16 protein-coding genes are annotated in these 16,679 nt (G+C 56.3%); 11 read left to right on the top strand and 5 right to left on the bottom strand.

Annotated elements, in window-relative coordinates; genetic code table 11:
• The first annotated feature begins 239 nt into the window (after window positions 1-239).
• The 8 genes from ribH to BN1117_RS06320 all read left to right on the top strand — a co-directional run bounded on the left by ribH (window position 240) and on the right by BN1117_RS06320 (window position 8,628).
• On the top strand, window positions 240-710 hold the full coding sequence (gene ribH / locus BN1117_RS06355; protein WP_040095798.1) for a 6,7-dimethyl-8-ribityllumazine synthase: 471 nt from the start codon (window positions 240-242) through the stop codon (window positions 708-710).
• A 14-nt stretch (window positions 711-724) separates the two neighbouring features.
• The gene (nusB, locus tag BN1117_RS06350) at window positions 725-1,138 is read left to right on the top strand and encodes a transcription antitermination factor NusB (protein ID WP_040095796.1); all 414 of its coding nucleotides are present in this window, start codon (window positions 725-727) and stop codon (window positions 1,136-1,138) included.
• Window positions 1,139-1,195: 57 nt separating this feature from the next.
• Entirely contained in the window at window positions 1,196-2,155 is a 960-nt protein-coding gene (thiL, locus tag BN1117_RS06345) for a thiamine-phosphate kinase (protein WP_040095899.1), read from the top strand.
• Window positions 2,152-2,646 (top strand): phosphatidylglycerophosphatase A family protein, encoded by a 495-nt coding sequence (locus BN1117_RS06340; protein ID WP_040095795.1) that lies wholly within the window; start codon window positions 2,152-2,154, stop codon window positions 2,644-2,646. Before thiL ends, BN1117_RS06340 begins: the two co-directional genes overlap by 4 nt.
• A gap of 509 nt (window positions 2,647-3,155) precedes the next feature.
• A complete protein-coding gene (locus tag BN1117_RS06335) occupies window positions 3,156-4,880 on the top strand; it encodes a dipeptide ABC transporter ATP-binding protein (protein WP_040095793.1) in 1,725 nt (574 codons plus the stop codon).
• A gap of 74 nt (window positions 4,881-4,954) precedes the next feature.
• Window positions 4,955-6,511 carry an ABC transporter substrate-binding protein gene (locus BN1117_RS06330; RefSeq protein WP_040095791.1) on the top strand — a complete coding sequence of 519 codons (1,557 nt, stop codon included), beginning with the start codon at window positions 4,955-4,957 and terminating at the stop codon, window positions 6,509-6,511.
• 98 nt (window positions 6,512-6,609) lie between these two features.
• The gene (locus BN1117_RS06325; RefSeq protein ID WP_040095789.1) at window positions 6,610-7,584 is read left to right on the top strand and encodes an ABC transporter permease; all 975 of its coding nucleotides are present in this window, start codon (window positions 6,610-6,612) and stop codon (window positions 7,582-7,584) included.
• Window positions 7,585-7,686: 102 nt separating this feature from the next.
• Complete coding sequence (locus BN1117_RS06320; RefSeq protein ID WP_040095787.1) at window positions 7,687-8,628, top strand: ABC transporter permease; 942 nt, start codon at window positions 7,687-7,689, stop codon at window positions 8,626-8,628.
• A gap of 250 nt (window positions 8,629-8,878) precedes the next feature.
• Here BN1117_RS06320 and BN1117_RS06315 read toward each other — a convergent pair whose 3' ends face one another.
• Together BN1117_RS06315 and BN1117_RS06310 are read right to left on the bottom strand one after the other, a co-directional pair.
• Complete coding sequence (locus tag BN1117_RS06315) at window positions 8,879-9,094, bottom strand: SlyX family protein (protein ID WP_005335285.1); 216 nt, start codon at window positions 9,092-9,094, stop codon at window positions 8,879-8,881.
• 14 nt (window positions 9,095-9,108) lie between these two features.
• Window positions 9,109-10,077 (bottom strand): WD40 repeat domain-containing protein, encoded by a 969-nt coding sequence (locus BN1117_RS06310; protein WP_040095785.1) that lies wholly within the window; start codon window positions 10,075-10,077, stop codon window positions 9,109-9,111.
• A gap of 118 nt (window positions 10,078-10,195) precedes the next feature.
• On the opposite strand from BN1117_RS06310, the gene fkpA reads away from it, so the two are divergent.
• Complete coding sequence (fkpA, locus tag BN1117_RS06305; protein ID WP_040095784.1) at window positions 10,196-10,999, top strand: FKBP-type peptidyl-prolyl cis-trans isomerase; 804 nt, start codon at window positions 10,196-10,198, stop codon at window positions 10,997-10,999.
• Between the two features lie 153 nt (window positions 11,000-11,152).
• A complete protein-coding gene (locus tag BN1117_RS06300) occupies window positions 11,153-12,559 on the top strand; it encodes a sigma-54-dependent transcriptional regulator (RefSeq protein ID WP_040095782.1) in 1,407 nt (468 codons plus the stop codon).
• A 52-nt stretch (window positions 12,560-12,611) separates the two neighbouring features.
• Here BN1117_RS06300 and BN1117_RS06295 read toward each other — a convergent pair whose 3' ends face one another.
• The 3 genes from BN1117_RS06295 to BN1117_RS06285 all read right to left on the bottom strand — a co-directional run bounded on the left by BN1117_RS06295 (window position 12,612) and on the right by BN1117_RS06285 (window position 14,413).
• Window positions 12,612-13,481, bottom strand: a complete 870-nt coding sequence (locus BN1117_RS06295; RefSeq protein ID WP_040095781.1) for a tetratricopeptide repeat protein — start codon at window positions 13,479-13,481, stop codon at window positions 12,612-12,614.
• A gap of 109 nt (window positions 13,482-13,590) precedes the next feature.
• The gene (locus BN1117_RS06290) at window positions 13,591-13,926 is read right to left on the bottom strand and encodes a hypothetical protein (protein WP_040095779.1); all 336 of its coding nucleotides are present in this window, start codon (window positions 13,924-13,926) and stop codon (window positions 13,591-13,593) included.
• A gap of 142 nt (window positions 13,927-14,068) precedes the next feature.
• Window positions 14,069-14,413: a DUF2956 domain-containing protein gene (locus BN1117_RS06285; RefSeq protein ID WP_040095778.1), complete on the bottom strand. Its 345-nt coding sequence runs from the start codon at window positions 14,411-14,413 to the stop codon at window positions 14,069-14,071.
• A 266-nt stretch (window positions 14,414-14,679) separates the two neighbouring features.
• Between BN1117_RS06285 and ushA the strand changes: the two genes are divergently transcribed.
• Window positions 14,680-16,404 carry a bifunctional UDP-sugar hydrolase/5'-nucleotidase UshA gene (ushA, locus tag BN1117_RS06280; RefSeq protein ID WP_040095776.1) on the top strand — a complete coding sequence of 575 codons (1,725 nt, stop codon included), beginning with the start codon at window positions 14,680-14,682 and terminating at the stop codon, window positions 16,402-16,404.
• The last annotated feature ends 275 nt before the right edge of the window (window positions 16,405-16,679 follow it).

Below are 16,679 nucleotides of genomic sequence, written 5' to 3'. Positions count from 1 at the left end.
CGGTTTCGGTCTGGAAGTGGTTGAATACATAGGCGAGTAACAGCCATAGCTGCGGCTTGCAGAGGGCGTTATCCGTCCTCGGCAAGGCGTGGAGTATGCCGGCGCATGACCACGCCGGCCCGTTGAATTGGCGATCATGGCCCTCTATTGCGGCCATGGTTTTTGTCGTGGGCCTGTTGTGCTAGAATGTGCGCACTTTTGACTCCGGCCCTTTTGCTTTCACAGATACAGGATTTCCAATGAAGGTTATTGAAGGAAACATTGCCGCTCCCGAAGCGCGCGTTGCGATCGTTGTTGCCCGTTTCAACAGCTTCATCAATGACAGCCTGGTCAGTGGTGCGGTCGATGTACTGAAGCGTCAAGGTCAAGTACAGGAGAGCAACCTGACTTTGGTAAAAGTGCCGGGTGCAGTTGAAATGCCGCTGGTTATCAAAAAGCTGGCCAAGAGCGGCAAATATGATGCCATCGTGGCGGTCGGTACTGTCATCCGTGGCGGCACCTACCACTTCGACCTGGTGGCAAACGAGAACAGCAAAGGCATGGCCCAGGTGATGATGGAGTATGAAATCCCCGTTGCCTTCGGCGTGCTGACAACCGAAAACATTGAACAAGCCATCGAGCGTGCAGGTACCAAGGCGGGTAACAAGGGTGCAGAGGCTGCACTGGCAGCGCTTGAAATGATCAACGTCCTGAAAGAACTGGACGTGTAACGAGGAGAAATGCATTGAAACCGTCTGAGCGCCGTAAAGCCCGTCATTGCGCCACCCAGGCCATCTACCAGTGGCAGATGACCAAGGCCAACGTGGGTGACATCGAAGAGCAGTTCAAGATCGATCAGGACACCAAGGGTGTAGACCTGAACTACTTCCGCGATCTACTGTTCGGGGTATCGCTCCATTGCAACGAGTTGGACAAGGTTTTCGCACCTTACCTCTCCCGTCCCCTCGATGAGGTGGACATGGTGGACAAGGCGATCCTGCGTCTGGCGACCTATGAGCTAACCCGTCGTGATGATGTACCGCCGCGCGTGGTCATCAACGAAGCGATCGAGCTGGCCAAAGCTTTCGCTGCCGATGACAGCCACAAGTTTGTCAACGGTGTACTGGACAAGGTGATCAAGTCGCTGAACAAGCGCTGATCCTGCTGTCCGTTAGCATCTAATAGAGGAGCCAGCTTATTGCTGGCTTTTTACTGTATGGGTGAATTTGAGCTGATTGATAAGTACTTCAAGGCTTCCCACGCCCGCAAGGATGTGGTGATGGGCCCTGGAGATGACTGTGCCCTGCTGACCTTGCCCCCCGATACCCAGCTGGCGGTGAGCACCGACACTCTGGTGAGCGGCGTACACTTCTTTCCCGACATGGATCCGGTTGATCTCGGCTACAAGGCGCTGGCGGTCAATCTCTCCGATCTCGCCGCCATGGGGGCCGAGCCGCGCTGGGTGTCGCTGGCACTGACTCTGCCTGCCATCAACGAAGGTTGGGTCGCCGGGTTTGCCGAAGGATTTCTGGAGCTGGCCGAGTACTATAACGTGGCGCTGGTGGGCGGGGACATGACCCGCGGGCCGCTCTCTATCACGGTGTCGGTGAAGGGATCTGTGCCAGCCGGGCGTGCCCTGCTGCGCAGCGGAGCCAAGGCCGGTGACGGTATCTATGTCACCGGCACCCTGGGGGATGCAGCGTTGGCGCTCTCCCATCTGCTGGGCAAGCGCGCCCTCAATGAGAACCAGTTGGCTGCCGTGTTGCCCCGGCTGGAGCACCCCCATCCCCGCATTCTGGCCGGTCAGGCGCTGCGCGGGCTGGCGGCCAGTGCCATGGATCTCTCTGACGGGTTGGCATCGGATCTTGGCCATATCCTCAAGGCCTCTGGTGTACGGGCTCAGATCAATCTCGATCTGCTGCCGCTCTCGCCAGTGTTGCAGGATGCGGTGAGCGAGCAGGAGGCGTGGCAACTGGCGTTGGCCGGTGGCGATGATTATGAGCTCCTTTTCACCGTGCCAGAAGAGCATCGCGGTGCCCTCGATACCGCATTGGCCCACAGCGGGGTCAAGTTCAACCGTATTGGCCGTATCGTAGCGGGTGAGCCGGGCATCGACTATCTGAGTGGCGACCAAGTGGTCGAGCTGCAACTGAAAGGGTGGGATCACTTCGCATGAGTTTGTTCAGGATAAAGCCCGAGCTGACACGACTGGATCTGAAAAATCCGCTTCATTTTTTGGCGGTGGGGTTTGGCTCCGGCCTCAGCCCCAAGGCGCCGGGCACCATGGGCACCCTGGCGGCCATTCCGCTCTACCTGCTGGTGAGTGGGCTACCGACCTTCTGGTTCATCGCCTTGCTGGCGGTGGGGTTTGTGGCGGGCATTCGTATCTGCCAGAGCGCCACCGATGCCATCGGCATGCCGGACCACGGTGCCATCGTCTGGGATGAAGTGATTGGCTTTGGGGTCACCATGATTGCTGCACCTGCTGGTTGGGAGTGGCTGCTGGCCGGTTTCGTGCTGTTCCGATTTTTTGACGTGATCAAACCCTGGCCCATCTCCTGGTTTGATCGCCGGATCCATGGTGGTCTTGGCATCATGCTGGACGATCTGATCGCCGGTCTGTTCGCTCTGTTTTGTATGCAATTACTGGCATTCTGGCTCGGCTGAACGCTTTTCCGGGGGGAGGGTATGCAGCTTTCCTCCCGATTTATCACTGTTTAATTTTCCTTCATCGGCATATGCTGCCATCAAAAATCCATTTCACATAAATATTCACTACTCAATCGGGGCTTGCCACCGTTTATTGATTAGTGCTTTATTGTCATTTGTTGCCTTATTGTTGAAATTAAAGTATTGATAAAGCGCCAACTTTGGTCATATAACCTATTTATGTGACTTTAGTCATGATTTTAATCTGCTGGAATGCCTGTTATTTGAGCAAAACATGGCGGGATTGTATAACGCAATCATTTACACCCGTTGGCAAACCGTCTAAGTTACTCGCGGGTTATTCCAAAAAAATGCAAAAAACCCGCCCGGATCGCTGGTTTCGCTGCCTCATGGATTGAGCGTTAATTACACAACAACGGCTCTTGAGCAGTACCAAGGCACAACCAGCATCTGCGGCTGATTTACGGACGAATTATTTGGGACGGATGTCCCCCGCAGAGGTAAACATGTCCTTGCTCGAAGTAAAGAACTTGCGGATCGAGTACCCCTCCCGCTACGGGGTGCTGGCCGCGGTGAAGGATCTCTCTTTCTCTATCGAAAAGGGTGAGATTGTCGGTGTGGTCGGAGAGTCCGGCGCTGGCAAGTCCACCATCGGTAACGCCGTGATCGATCTGCTCAGTCCACCCGGGCGTATCGCCCGTGGCGACATCTACCTCAATGGCGAGCTTATCTCTGGCAAGAGTCAAAGCGAGATGCGGGCCATCCGTGGCTCCCGGATCGGGTTCATCTTCCAGGACCCCATGACCTCCCTCAACCCGCTGTTCACTGTTGAGCAGCAGCTGGTGGAGACCATTCTGGCCAATACCGATCTCTCCCGCGAGGCTGCTTTTGCCAAGGCGCTGGAGCTGATGGGGGCGGTCGGTATTCCGCAGCCGGAGCTGCGCATCAAGCAGTATCCCCACCAGTTTTCCGGTGGCATGCGTCAGCGGGTGGTTATCGCCATCGCGCTCTCCTGCGATCCGGAGCTGATCATCGCCGATGAGCCGACCACGGCGCTGGACGTCTCCATTCAGGATCAGATCCTCCAGCTTATCCGGGCCCTCTGCAAAGAGCGTCAGGTGGGCTGCATGCTGGTGACCCACGACATGGGGGTGGTCTCCAACGTTACCGACAAGGTGGCGGTGATGTATCGCGGCGATCTGGTGGAGTTCGGCCTGACCGAACAGGTGCTGGGCAGCCCCAATCACCCCTATACCCGCAGCCTTATCTCGGCAGTACCCCGCTCCGACGTGAAGCTGGTGCGTTTCCCGCTGGTCTCCTATATCGAGGATGCCAGTGCGCCGGATACCAATATCGACCTCAAGACCCACTGGCTTGGCCAGAGTCAGGACGAGCGTGCCTATGAAGGGGCGCTGCTGCGGGTGGAGAACGTCGATCTGAAGTTCGTCACCAAGGACTCCATCTTCCCGAGCCGCCGCCAGTATGTGCGCGCCTGCAACAACATCAGTTTCGAAATCTTTGAAGGGGAGACCTTCGGTCTGGTGGGGGAGTCGGGCTCCGGTAAATCGACTATTGCCCGTGCCATCACCGGTCTCTATCCGCCTGATACCGGCAAGATCTTCTTCGAGGGGATCGATCTGACTGCCCTCAAGAGCGAGCGCGATCGTCGCCCGCTGCGCCGCCAGATGCAGATGGTGTTCCAGAACCCCTATTCGTCAATGAATCCGCGGATGAAGGTACGCGACATCATTGCCGAGCCGATCCGTTTCCATCAGCTGGCGAGCAGTGAGCGCCAGATTGAGGGGATTGTCGGGGATCTGCTGGATCATGTGGGTCTTGGCCGTGGTGCCGGGGTCAAGTATCCACATGAGTTCTCCGGCGGTCAGCGCCAGCGCATCTCTATCGCCCGCGCCCTGGCCACTCGCCCGCGCTTCCTTATCTGCGACGAGCCTACCTCGGCGCTGGATGTGTCGGTGCAGGCCCAGATCCTCAACCTGCTCAAGGATCTGCAGCAGGAGCTCAGGCTTACCATGCTGTTTATCAGCCACGATTTGCCGGTCATTCGTCAGATGTGCGACCGCATCGGGGTGATGCAGCATGGCAATCTGGTGGAAGTGGCCGAGACCGAGAAACTCTTTACCAATGCCGAGCATGAGTACAGCCGCAAGCTGATTTCACTGATGCCGGAGTTCAAGGGAATGTCCCGCGAGGGGCTGGAAATCGCAAGCTAGTTGAGCATCGGTGCGCCAGATGTCGCTCATGTACCTTGTTTGTAAATAAAAAAGCCAAAAGCATGGAGAAAACAATGAAGAAAGGATTGTCCAAAATAGCCCTGGCGCTGGTTGCCGCCGGTTTTGCTTTCAGTGTCTCAGCCGCCAATATCAAGCTGGGTGTCGCCTCTGATGCTACTTCGCTGGATCCGCAGGAGCAGCTCTCCGGTCAGACCCTGGAGATGTCGCACCTGGTATTCGATCCCCTGATGCGTTACACCCAGGATCTGCAGTTCGAGCCCCGTCTGGCCGAAAAATATGAGCGTATCGATGACAACACAGTACGTTTCCACCTGCGTAAAGGGGTCAAGTTCCACTCCGGTAACGACTTTACCGCCGATGATGTGGTGTGGACCGTCAATCGTCTGAAGTCCTCTGTCGACTTCAAGGCGATCTTCGACCCTATCAGCGAAGTGAAGAAGGTGGATGACTACACCGTGGATCTCGTCACCGCCAAGCCGTTCCCGCTGGTGCTGCAGACCGTCACCTATATCTTCCCGATGGATGCCAAGTTCTATACCGGCAAGACCAACGATGGTAAGGACAAGGCTGAGATTGTTAAAAACGGCAGTTCCTTCGCGTCGACCAATGTCTCCGGTACCGGTCCCTTTGCCGTCAAGTTCCGCGAGCAGGGGGTGAAGCTGGAGTATGCTCGCAACGCCAACTATTGGGACAAGGACTCCAAGGGTAACGTCCAGAACCTGACCGTGGTGCCGATCAAGGAAGATGCGACCCGTGTTGCAGCCCTGCTGGGCGGTGATGTGGATATTATCTATCCGGTTGCGCCGAACGATCTGGACCGCGTGAAAAATGGCAAGAATAGCCAGCTGGTCACCCTGTCCGGTACCCGCGCCATCATCATCGAGCTCAACCAGAACACCAACCCGGCGCTGAAAGACCAACGGGTACGTCAGGCGATCAACTACGCCATCAATCAGGCGGGTATCGTCGAGAAGATCAACAAGGGCTTTGGTACTCCCGCTGGCCAGCTGAGCCCGAAAGGCTACGTTGGTCACAACGAGGCGCTGGTGCCCCAGTATGACTTGGCCAAGGCCAAGGAGCTGATGAAGGAGGCCGGTTACGAGCAGGGCTTCAAGATGACCTTTATCGCTCCGGCTGCCCGCTACGTCAACGACGTCAAGATTGCCCAGGCAGTCTCCGCCATGCTGGCCAAGATCAACATCAAGGTGGATCTGAAGACCATGCCGGTGGCTCAATACTGGCCGGAGTTTGACAAGTGCGCCGCCGACATGCAGATGATTGGCTGGCACTCCGACACCGAAGATACCGCCAACTTCTTCGAGTTCCTGACCTTCACCAAGGATGCCAAGACTGGCATGGGTCAGTACAACTGCGCCGGTTATGCCAACGCGCAAGCGGACAAGCTGGTGATGGATGCCAACGCCGAGACCGATCCGGCCAAGCGTGCCGAGATGCTGAAGCAGGTCGAGGCTATGGTGATCGAAGATGCTGCCTATGTGCCGCTGCACTGGGAAAACGTGGCTTATGGCGCCAAGAAAAATGTGGATATCGCACCGGTAGCCAACGTCATGGTATTCCCCTACTTGGGCGACCTGGTGGTCAGCAAGTAAGCGAAGCGCTAAGGAAGGACGGGGCGGAGTGGTCAGCTGGCCACTCCGCCCACTAACAGAAGCCTGTGCCACGACACAGGCCACGTAGAAGGACAAGCATGTTTACATTCCTGCTGAAACGGTTCTATCAGGCCGTGATAGTGATGTTCGTCATCAGCCTGGTCGCCTTCTCCATCCAGGACAACCTGGGGGATCCGTTACGCGAGCTGGTGGGGCAATCCGTCTCCGAAGCCCAGCGTCAGGAGTTGCGCGACAAGATGGGCCTTAACGATCCCTTCCTCATTAAATACAGCCGTTTTTTGAAAAATGCGTTGCATGGGGATCTGGGAACTTCCTATTTCTTCAAGCGACCCGCTCTCGAGGTGATCCTTGACAAGCTGGTGGCTACCCTTGAGTTGGTGTTTGCCGCTGCACTCATCATAGTGGCGGTCTCCATTCCACTCGGGGTCTATTCGGCGATCCGCCCGCGCAGCATTGCCACCAAGATCATCATGGCGGGGAGCAGTATCGGCATCTCGATCCCGGTATTTTTGACCGCCATCATGCTGATGTACCTCTTCTCCATCCAGCTGGGCTGGCTGCCGGCCTATGGCCGTGGCGAAACCGCCAATGTGCTGGGCTGGGAGTCGGGCTTCTTTACCTGGGATGGCATCTTGCACCTGATCCTGCCAGCGGTCTCTCTCTCCTCCATCATGCTGCCGCTGTTTATCCGGCTGGTGCGCTCCGAGATGCTGGAGCAGCTCTCCTCCGAGTATGTCAAGTTCGCCCGCGCCAAGGGGCTGGATAACAACAAGGTCTATTACCAGCACGCCCTCAAAAACACCATGCTGCCGGTCATTACCGTCGGTGGGGTGCAGATTGGCACCATGGTGGCGTACACCATCCTGACCGAGAGCGTGTTCCAGTGGCCGGGGACTGGCTTCCTGTTCCTTGAGGCGATCCACCGGGTCGATACCCCGCTGATCACCGCCTATGTCATCTTCGTGGGGCTGATCTTCGTGGTGACCAATACCCTGGTCGACCTGCTCTACGGGTTGATCAACCCGACCGTTAACCTGACCGCCAAGGGGTAAGCGCATGACGAATGCTGTGACTGTGAGCCGCCGTTTGACATGGCGTAACCACGCGGGTCTTGCCATCAACCCGGCTATCTACCTGGCTACGAAGGGGTAAGCATGAGTAACGCTGTAACTGCAAGCCCAAGCCGTTGGGCACGATTCAAGAACACTGACATCGTCTACTACTTCCTGCGGGACAAGGTAGCCATGTTCAGCTTTGCGGTGTTTGTGGTGTTTGTGCTGGCGGCGCTGCTGGCGCCCTGGCTGGCACCGCACAACGTCTATGACCAGACCAGTTTTGATCTGATGGATGCCGAGTTGCCCCCCTCTTGGCTCGAAGGCGGCGAGGCGCGTTTCTGGCTCGGTACCGACAACCAGGGACGGGATATCTGGAGCACCATCCTCTATGGCGCCCGTATCTCCCTCACCATCGGTCTGTTCGCAGTGGCGCTGCAGCTGGTGCTCGGCATTGTTATCGGTCTGATGGCCGGTTACTTTGGCGGCCGCATCGACAACCTGCTGATGCGCTTTGCCGATGTGCAGCTGTCGTTCTCCACCATGATGGTGGCGATCATCATCTCCGCCATCTTTCAGGCAACATTTGGCTCCGAGTTCTACTCGAAGTTCGCCATCATGATGCTGGTGGTGATCATCGGTATCGCCGAGTGGCCCCAGTACGCCCGTACCGTACGCGCCTCTGTGCTGGCGGAGAAAAAGAAGGAGTATGTGGAAGCGGCCAAGGTGATGGGATTCCGTGCCCCGCGCATCATGTTCCGCCATATTCTGCCAAACTGCCTGTCGCCCATTCTGGTGATCTCTACCGTTCAGGTAGCCAACGCCATCATGAGCGAGGCAGCGCTCTCCTTCCTGGGTCTCGGGATGCCGGTTGATCAGCCCTCGCTCGGTTCGCTAATTAGCGTCGGCTTCAACTACATCTTCTCCGGCTCCTGGTGGATCACCGCCTTCCCGGGCATCTGCCTAGTGGTACTGGTGCTGGTCATCAACCTGCTGGGGGACTGGCTGCGAGATGTATTTAATCCCAAGATCTACAAAGGTTAACGGGAGCAATTCTGAGATGCCTAATGGCAGCTGTCAGGCCTGCCTGATGTAAAAAAATCCGAAACCGCTCTGGCCGGTTTCGGATTTTTTATGGGTATTGAACAGACACCTTGTTGATTGCAGGCCCACCGATTTGAGTGGCTGATCCCTTTGCCTGTGTTACTCTCTTGACTCTGGTCGCCAGACCAGGCGACTGGAGAGGCACATTCCGGTGGGGTTCGGTCTGTTACTCAATATCGCAGGCCGCCCATCAATAGTGCGGCGGCGGGGTCTCTTCGGCCATGCTGGCGATCTGACTGGGCTGTACGCTTTGCAGTTTGTCGATCAGCAGCTGGATCTGATATTTGAGCCTGTCGAGTTCTCGGCCCTGAGTGGTCACCTCATCGTTGAGCTGCTCTATGGTGTATTCCGCATAGGCGAGACGGGTTTCCAGGGTTTCGATGCGATCGTTAAGTTGCTGGCTCATGGGCCTTCGGGTCCTTACTTGATTGTCCAGATTTCGGCCAGGCCGCTGGAGCTGACACTGACAAGATGGCTATTGTCGCGCAAAGCAGCGCCGTAGACCACTGCGCTCGGTGGCTTCACTTTCGGGGTAGGCGAGACTCGCCAGCTCTGCAGCCGGGTGCCATCGCTCACTTGCCACAAAGAGAGTTGGCGGGAAGGGGAGCCAGTGATGAGCCATTTGCCATCGTTGGCAAAGCGGGCGCTGCTATAGACCTCGAAGCGCTGATCATATTGCAATTGACTCACCTGTTTACCCGTTTTCAGGTCCCAGATACTGGCCCGGCTACTGTCGGCAGTGAAGGCATAGCGACCGCTTGGCTCCAATCTGGTCATGATCACCCTGCCACCATGGTTGAACCGCCAGATCACCTGCCCGCTACGGGTATCCCACAGGTAGGCGCTGTAGTCGTTGCCGCCAGTCAGGGCATAGCGGCCGTTCGCCGAGAGATCCACGGAATTGACCTGCTCGGTGTGCCCCAGAAACTGCAGACGACGACCGCTTCGGGTATCAAGCCACTCGGCCTTGCCATCTTCCCGACCGATTAACACGTAACGGCCATTGGCAGAGAGCGCAATGTCCCTCAGTTGCGATTCAGGAAGGGAGTAGTAGCCTTGCGACTGTCCATCCTGAAGCCGCCAGGTGGCAAAGGTGTCGGGGGTGGCGGTGACGGCATGGTTGTTGCCTTCGGCAAAGCGGGTGATGAACACCAGGTTGTCTGATGAGTCTGATTGTTTCCAGCGCCAGCGTTGGCGGTTTTGTTCCAGATCCCAGACGATGATCCCTTGACTGATGCTGGAGACGATGGCTTGCTTGCCGTCACTGGATAGCTCCGCGGTCAGTAGACCCGTGCTGGCGAGGGATATTTGTTGGTTGGGTTGGGAGCTCTGCTCGCAACCGGTGAGCATAAAACAGAGGCCCACCAGATAAATGGCACTTTTTATCATTTTTGCGGTCTCACGCTTTTGTTACCTGCGGTCACGGCGTTAGTATAAGGCGCTTATCACGATAAACCTCTCATTTCACGATGGAACCGAGAGCGGTATTTGGAGTTTGGAGAAACTGATGAACAAATTTCTGAAGGTGTCCCTGTTGGCGGCGGCGGTTGCCGTCGGTCTGACTGCTTGCCAAAAAGACGAGAAGCCTGCTGCGGCCAATACCGCCGAAGTGAAGGCAGAAGCCAGCAAGCCGGCAGAGGCGACCAAGGCCGAAGCCAAGAGCTTTGAAGAGCAATCCGGCTACGCAATTGGCCTCTCCATGGGGCGTTATATCGCGAACACCCTGGAACGTCAGCAGGAACTGGGCATCAAACTGGACAACGCCGTGATCCTCAAAGGGGTCACCGACGGTCTGGGCAAAGAAGCCAAGATGAGTGATGAAGAGATCCAGAAAGTACTGCAAGAGTACGATGCCAAGATCAACGATTTGACCAAGGCCAAGGCCGAGAAAGAAGCCGTTGAAAATCTGCAGAAGGGCGAAGAGTTCCTGGCAGATAACGCCAAGAAAGAGGGCGTGAAGAGCACCGAATCTGGCCTGCAATATCTGGTCGAGAAGATGGGTGATGGTGCCAAGCCGAAAGCCACTGATATCGTCAAGGTGCACTACACCGGTACCCTGACCGATGGCACCAAGTTCGACAGCTCAGTTGATCGTGGTGAGCCGGCGACCTTCCCGCTCAATCAGGTTATCCCGGGCTGGACCGAAGGTGTGCAGTTGATGCCGGTCGGCTCCAAGTTCAAGTTCTTCCTGCCGTCCAAGCTGGCCTATGGCGAGCACGGTGCAGGCTCCATCCCAGCGAACGCCGTGCTGGTGTTTGACGTCGAGCTGCTGGCTATCGAGAAGCCGACAGCTGACGACGCCAAGAAGTAATTCTTCTTGTAGTGAAAAAAAACGGCTCCTTAAGGAGCCGTTTTTGCTTGTTTATTCCCTGTAATCGCGGGATAACAGAGTTCTCTTGGCGTTGGGTTTGTGTGCGAAAATAAGGCAAAATAGAACGTAGAATCAAATACAAGGATGAGTCCAGTGACTGAAAATAAATCGCGTGTCCTGCTGGTGGAAGATACCCGTAGCCTGGCGGTGGTCTATGAACAGTACCTGCGCCAGGAAGGGTACGAGGTAGTGCTGGCCGACTGTGGTCAGCAAGCGTTGGCACAGTTGCTGGCAAGTCCTCCCCCCGTGGTGCTGCTGGATCTGGAGCTGCCGGATATGTCCGGTATGGATATTTTGCAGATGATCACCGAACAGCAGTTGCCCTGCTCGGTGGTGGTGATCACCGCTCACGGCTCGGTGGATGTGGCGGTGGAGGCGATGCGCCTCGGCGCCTTCGATTTTCTGACCAAACCGTTTGATAGCAAGCGGCTCTGCGCCACCGTCCGCAATGCCCAGAAACACCAACAGTTGAGTTCATTGGTTGCCCACTATCGCGAGAACTTTGAACGCAGCTCTTTCTTCGGCTTTATCGGTGCTTCCATGGCGATGCAGGCGGTCTATCGCATCATAGAGAGTGCGGCGCCCAGCAAGGCAACCGTCTTTATCACTGGCGAGAGCGGTACCGGCAAAGAGGTGTGTGCCGAGGCTATTCACCAGTGCAGCCCCCGCAGCGAACAGCCTTTTATTGCCCTCAACTGTGCCGCCATTCCCCACGATCTGATGGAGAGCGAGATCTTCGGCCATGTGAAGGGATCCTTTACCGGCGCCCAGGGCGATCGCAAGGGGGCCGCCAGTCTGGCCGATGGTGGCACCCTGTTTCTGGATGAGATCTGCGAGATGGATCTTGACTTGCAAAGCAAGCTGCTGCGCTTTATCCAGACCGGCACTCTGCAACGGGTGGGGAGCGGCAAGCTCGAGACGGTGGATGTGCGCTTTGTCTGTGCCACCAACCGGGATCCGCTGGCAGAGGTAAAAGCGGGCCGTTTTCGCGAGGATCTCTACTATCGGCTCCACGTCATTCCGCTTACCCTGCCGCCGCTGCGGGAGCGGGGTGAGGATATCCTGCTGCTGGCGCGTACCCTGCTGCAGAGCTACGCCAAGGAGGAGAGCAAGCGTTTCAAGGATTTCGATGTCAACGCGGCGAGGGTGCTGCTCGACTACCCCTGGCCCGGCAACGTTCGTGAGTTGCAAAACGTAGTGCGTAATATAGTGGTGCTCAACGACAAGGAGCTGGTGAGCCCGGATATTATGCCCCCCCCACTCAATGGGGTGTGCTCTCCAATAGCCGCGGCTATGGTTGCGGTAGCGCCATCCGAGCCGGTTGCCCATGGTGTGGCAAGTGGACCTATCCGCCCGCTCTGGCTGGTGGAGAAAGAGGTGATCGAACAGGCCATCGCCAGCTGTGACGGTAACATTCCCAAGGCGGCGGCGTTGCTCGAGATCAGCCCGTCTACCATTTATCGTAAAAAACAGGTATGGGAAGAGGCCAGTCAGGTTTGAATGAAACGGGGTGGCCGATGAGCCGCCCCTCTCACAGTGATAATGATGGTGCTCAGAGTTTGGCGAGACGCTTGAGGCGGGCCAGTCGTTCCCCTTCATTGGCTTTGAGCCAGCTATCCTGTGACAGTAGAAACCAGGCGCGAGCGAAATACTCTGTCGCTGCCGGATCGTCCAGCACCAAGGCATTCTCTCCCAGCTCCTCAAACAGATAGCCATCCTCCGGCCCACCCGCCTCCGTCATATCAGCCTTGAGCTGGTGCAGCTCTGCCAACGCCTGCTGGTGTTGACCCTGGGCCCGGGTCATGCGAGCCAGACTCCAGCGGGCGATAAACGCCTTGGCCTGGTTGTTATGCTGCTCGTGCCAGGTCAGGCACTTTTGCTGGGATATCCTTGCCTCATCGAAACGACCCAGTTCGAACAGGGTCCAGCCCTGATTGTTGTAAAGGGTGCCTAGCCAGCCGCGCACCTTCTCGTCACTGCTGCGCTCCGCCAGCTCCATCGCCAACAGGTTCCAGCGGCTCTGCTCTTCCAGTGGTGCGGCGATGGCAATCATATGGGCGGCGTCGATGGCGAGATAAGTCTCCCTCTCCTTGAGCCCCCACTGCCAGGCTTGTTCAAACAGCGGTTTGGCACTGGCTTTGTCGCCCGCCGAGTTAAAGGTGCGGCCTCGTTCCAGCAGAGCCCGGATCCGCGCTCTGGGGGTTGTGTCGGTGAGGCGAGGCTCTATCTCGTCGAGCAGCTGGTGGGCTTCGGAAAATTGGCGCTGCAGCGAATGGGTGCGGGCAATTTGGGTCAGCAACTCCAGTTCGAGTTGCAGATCGGCGGCGGCGCGCGCTTCCGGAAGCAGGGCGTGAAAATGCAGGGCGGTAGCGGTGAGATCCTGATAATCCCACAGCGCCATGAAATCGGGTGGATTGTCCATTTGGCCTCCTTGCTGGTTATCCTGTGACCAAGATGCCTGCGGGCCATTATTTCTACAAGGGGCGCTTGTTGCAGCGCGTCCTTTGAGTCATGCGAACGCTAGTGCTCAGTCAGTAGACCATGGCCAGGCTCATCAGCATCAGACCAAGAGCAGCGAAGGCTCCCTCTTTGATGGCGAGGCGTGGTACCAGCGCCTTGGGCAGCGCCGGAAACAGGCTCAGGGCAAAACCAAGGCCGGGCATCAGCCAGTGGAAGGCAGGATTGCGCAGGGTGGGATCGGCAGCACCGTTGATGATGATCAGCAAAATAAACAGGGTGAAGGCAGGGAGGATCAACCAGCGCCCCCCACCGGCAGCGACTGCCCGCAGCGGCGAGATACGATAGAGCAGCATGGTTACAAGGAACAGTACAAAGGGGGCCAGCAGGTAGAGTGGTGCAGGGTTCATAACATCATTCCTGAAAACAGAGCATCAAAAAGCGGGTATCTGGTGCAAGAGGCGCGGGATTTAATCACTCTTCGTGGGTGATAGCCAGTAACTCAGGCCCGGGCTGTGAAGAGGATCCCGGATAAAGGTTTGCTAGCGCGTCTTAGTGCAACCAGAACCAGGTTGCTGCAAATCCCAGCCAGCTCAACACCAGCAAGATCCAGGGCAGGGGATGCTGATGGCTCACTTCAACCAGCTCAAGCTGATCGTCTTGCTCTTCGGTTTGTAGCGCGCCCTGTGGTTGCCTGGCTTTGGCCTGCAATTTTTTCTGGCGGCTCGCTTCGCGGGCCCGCGCCTTCATCTGTTTCTTGTATTCGTCGATGCCTTTCTGGATCCCTTGTGCGATAAGCTGGGTCTGTTCCTTGGTCTGCCCCGGCTTCTGGTTGGCACGGGCAATTTTCATTGCCTCCTGCTGGGTCTCGGGGGAAATCTTGTCGTATTTGGCCATCAAATCATCTCCTCTGGCATGGCTGGTTGGGGAGTATGCCATAAAGGCGCGACGGGAGGGCGCCTCCTTGGTGCGAGAGGGTGCAAGTGAGTGACCACTCAACAAAAACCTGATAAATCAGCAGGAAGCTGGATGTTGGGCCGAAGATCACAATTAGCAGAATTTGTGAGTCATCGATGAAAAACGGTCATCTGTTGTTTGTTATATTGGCGCCCGACCCGCTGGACAGGGTTGATAAATAACAAAACAATCAAGGTGATATGGAAATGAATAATAACTTTCTCAAAGGCGGTGTGGCACTGGCCGTGCTCGCTGCACTGACTGGCTGTAATACCTCGACCAATGACACCGTCGCTCCCTGCACTGAAAATGTCTGCAAGCTGACTATTTTGCACACCAACGATACCCACGGTCGTTTCTGGCATAACGCAGAAAACGAGTACGGTATGGCAGCCCAGAAGACCTTGGTCGAACGGTTGCGTGCCGATGCCAAGGCGGCTGGCAGCGAGGTATTGCTGCTCTCTGGTGGTGATGTGAATACCGGTGTCCCCGAGTCTGATCTGCAGGATGCCGAGCCTGATTTCGTGGCTATGAACAGCATCCGCTATGATGCCATGGCGGTGGGTAACCACGAATTTGATAACCCGTTGGATGTGCTTGAAAAGCAGCGTAAGTGGGCTCAGTTCCCCATGCTCTCGGCCAACATCTATGACAAGGCGAGCGGTAAACACTATTTTGACCCCTACAAAGTATTCACGCTGGAGAACGGGCTCAAGGTAGCAGTACTCGGTTTGACCACCGAGGATACAGCCCAGCTGGTAGACCCCAATAATGTGAAAACCCTCGAGTTTCGTGACCCAACCAGCGAAGCCGCTAAACTGGGCAAGCAGATCCGTGACAAGAAAGAAGCCAATCTGGTCTTCGCCATCACCCATATGGGGCACTATGCCGATGGCCAGCATGGCAGTAATGCCCCTGGCGATGTGGAGATGGCGCGCAAGCTGCCAGCCGGTACCCTGGATGTCATTATCGGCGGCCACTCCCAGAATCCGGTCTGCATGGAACCAAGCACGATCAACAAGTACGCCAATTTCAAACCGGGCGATGATTGCAAGCCAGATCAGCAAAATGGTACCTGGATCATGCAGGCTCACGAGTGGGGCAAGTATGTGGGTCGCGCCCAGTTTGACTACCAGAATGGCAAGCTGACCCTGACCAGTTATGAGCTAATCCCGGTTAACCTGGTCAAGCGTAATGCCGAGGGCAGGCCTGTTGATGATCAGGGCAAAGCCACTTCAAACCCGGCGTTGATGCAATTCGTACAAGAGAGAATTGAGCAAGACCCTGAACTGCAGAGCACACTGCAGGTCTATCAGGACAAGGGTCAGCAGGAATTGAATGTTCTCATCGGGTCAAGCGATGGCCTGCTGGTGGGGGATCGCAACTCGGTACGTAACAAGCAGACCAACCTGGGTCGTTTGATCACCACCGCCTCTTCGAGCAAGCTGGGCGTTGATTTCGGTATTGTCAACTCAGGTGGGGTGCGGGACAGCATCCCGGCCGGTGATATCACCTACCGCAGTGTGCTGCTGGTCCACCCGTTTGGTAACACGGTCAACAAGGGGGTTATGAAGGGGAGTGAGCTTTCCACCTACCTGGGTCAAGTTGCCACCAAGACGCGCAATACCGGTGGTTATGCCCAGTTTGGCGGTATTGAAATGGAGGTAAATTGCCAGGCCAAGAGCGTTAATATCACCACCATCGGTGGCAAGGCATTTGATCCTGCAGCCACTTATAGCTTTGCTATTCCGAGCTTCAGTGCTTCCGGTGGTGACGGTTATCCGAAGATCGATACCATCAATGCCGGTTTGGTTGATGCAGCAGTACTGAAAGAGTTCATCGAAATCAAGAAGGTCATCAATGTGGCTGATTACCAGCCAGCTAACGAAGTGCGTTACCTGAACTCTACTTCGGCAGAGGGCTGTAACTGATTTGGTGCTGGTTTAGTCGCTGTCTCTCACGCCAAAACCGAGGCTGGTGACTACTAGGTCTCTTTGATAAAAATCCCCAAGCATTGCTTGGGGATTTTTTTGTGCAATCGTTCCTCTATCATGGGTTCGGCAACGCATTGTTCTTTATGCCGATAGCTTTTTTAGGCGATGTGTTGCCGACAGCAGGGTGAAGCCAAGGCCAACGCTGTAGCGAGTGAACAAGCCAATAAAACAATGCCAGTCAGGTTTAATTGACTGGCATTCGGGGGATGGTT

It is taken from the genome of Aeromonas australiensis (assembly GCF_000819725.1).
Taxonomy (GTDB): Bacteria; Pseudomonadota; Gammaproteobacteria; order Enterobacterales; family Aeromonadaceae; genus Aeromonas; species Aeromonas australiensis.
This window is presented reverse-complemented; position numbering and strand designations above follow the sequence as displayed.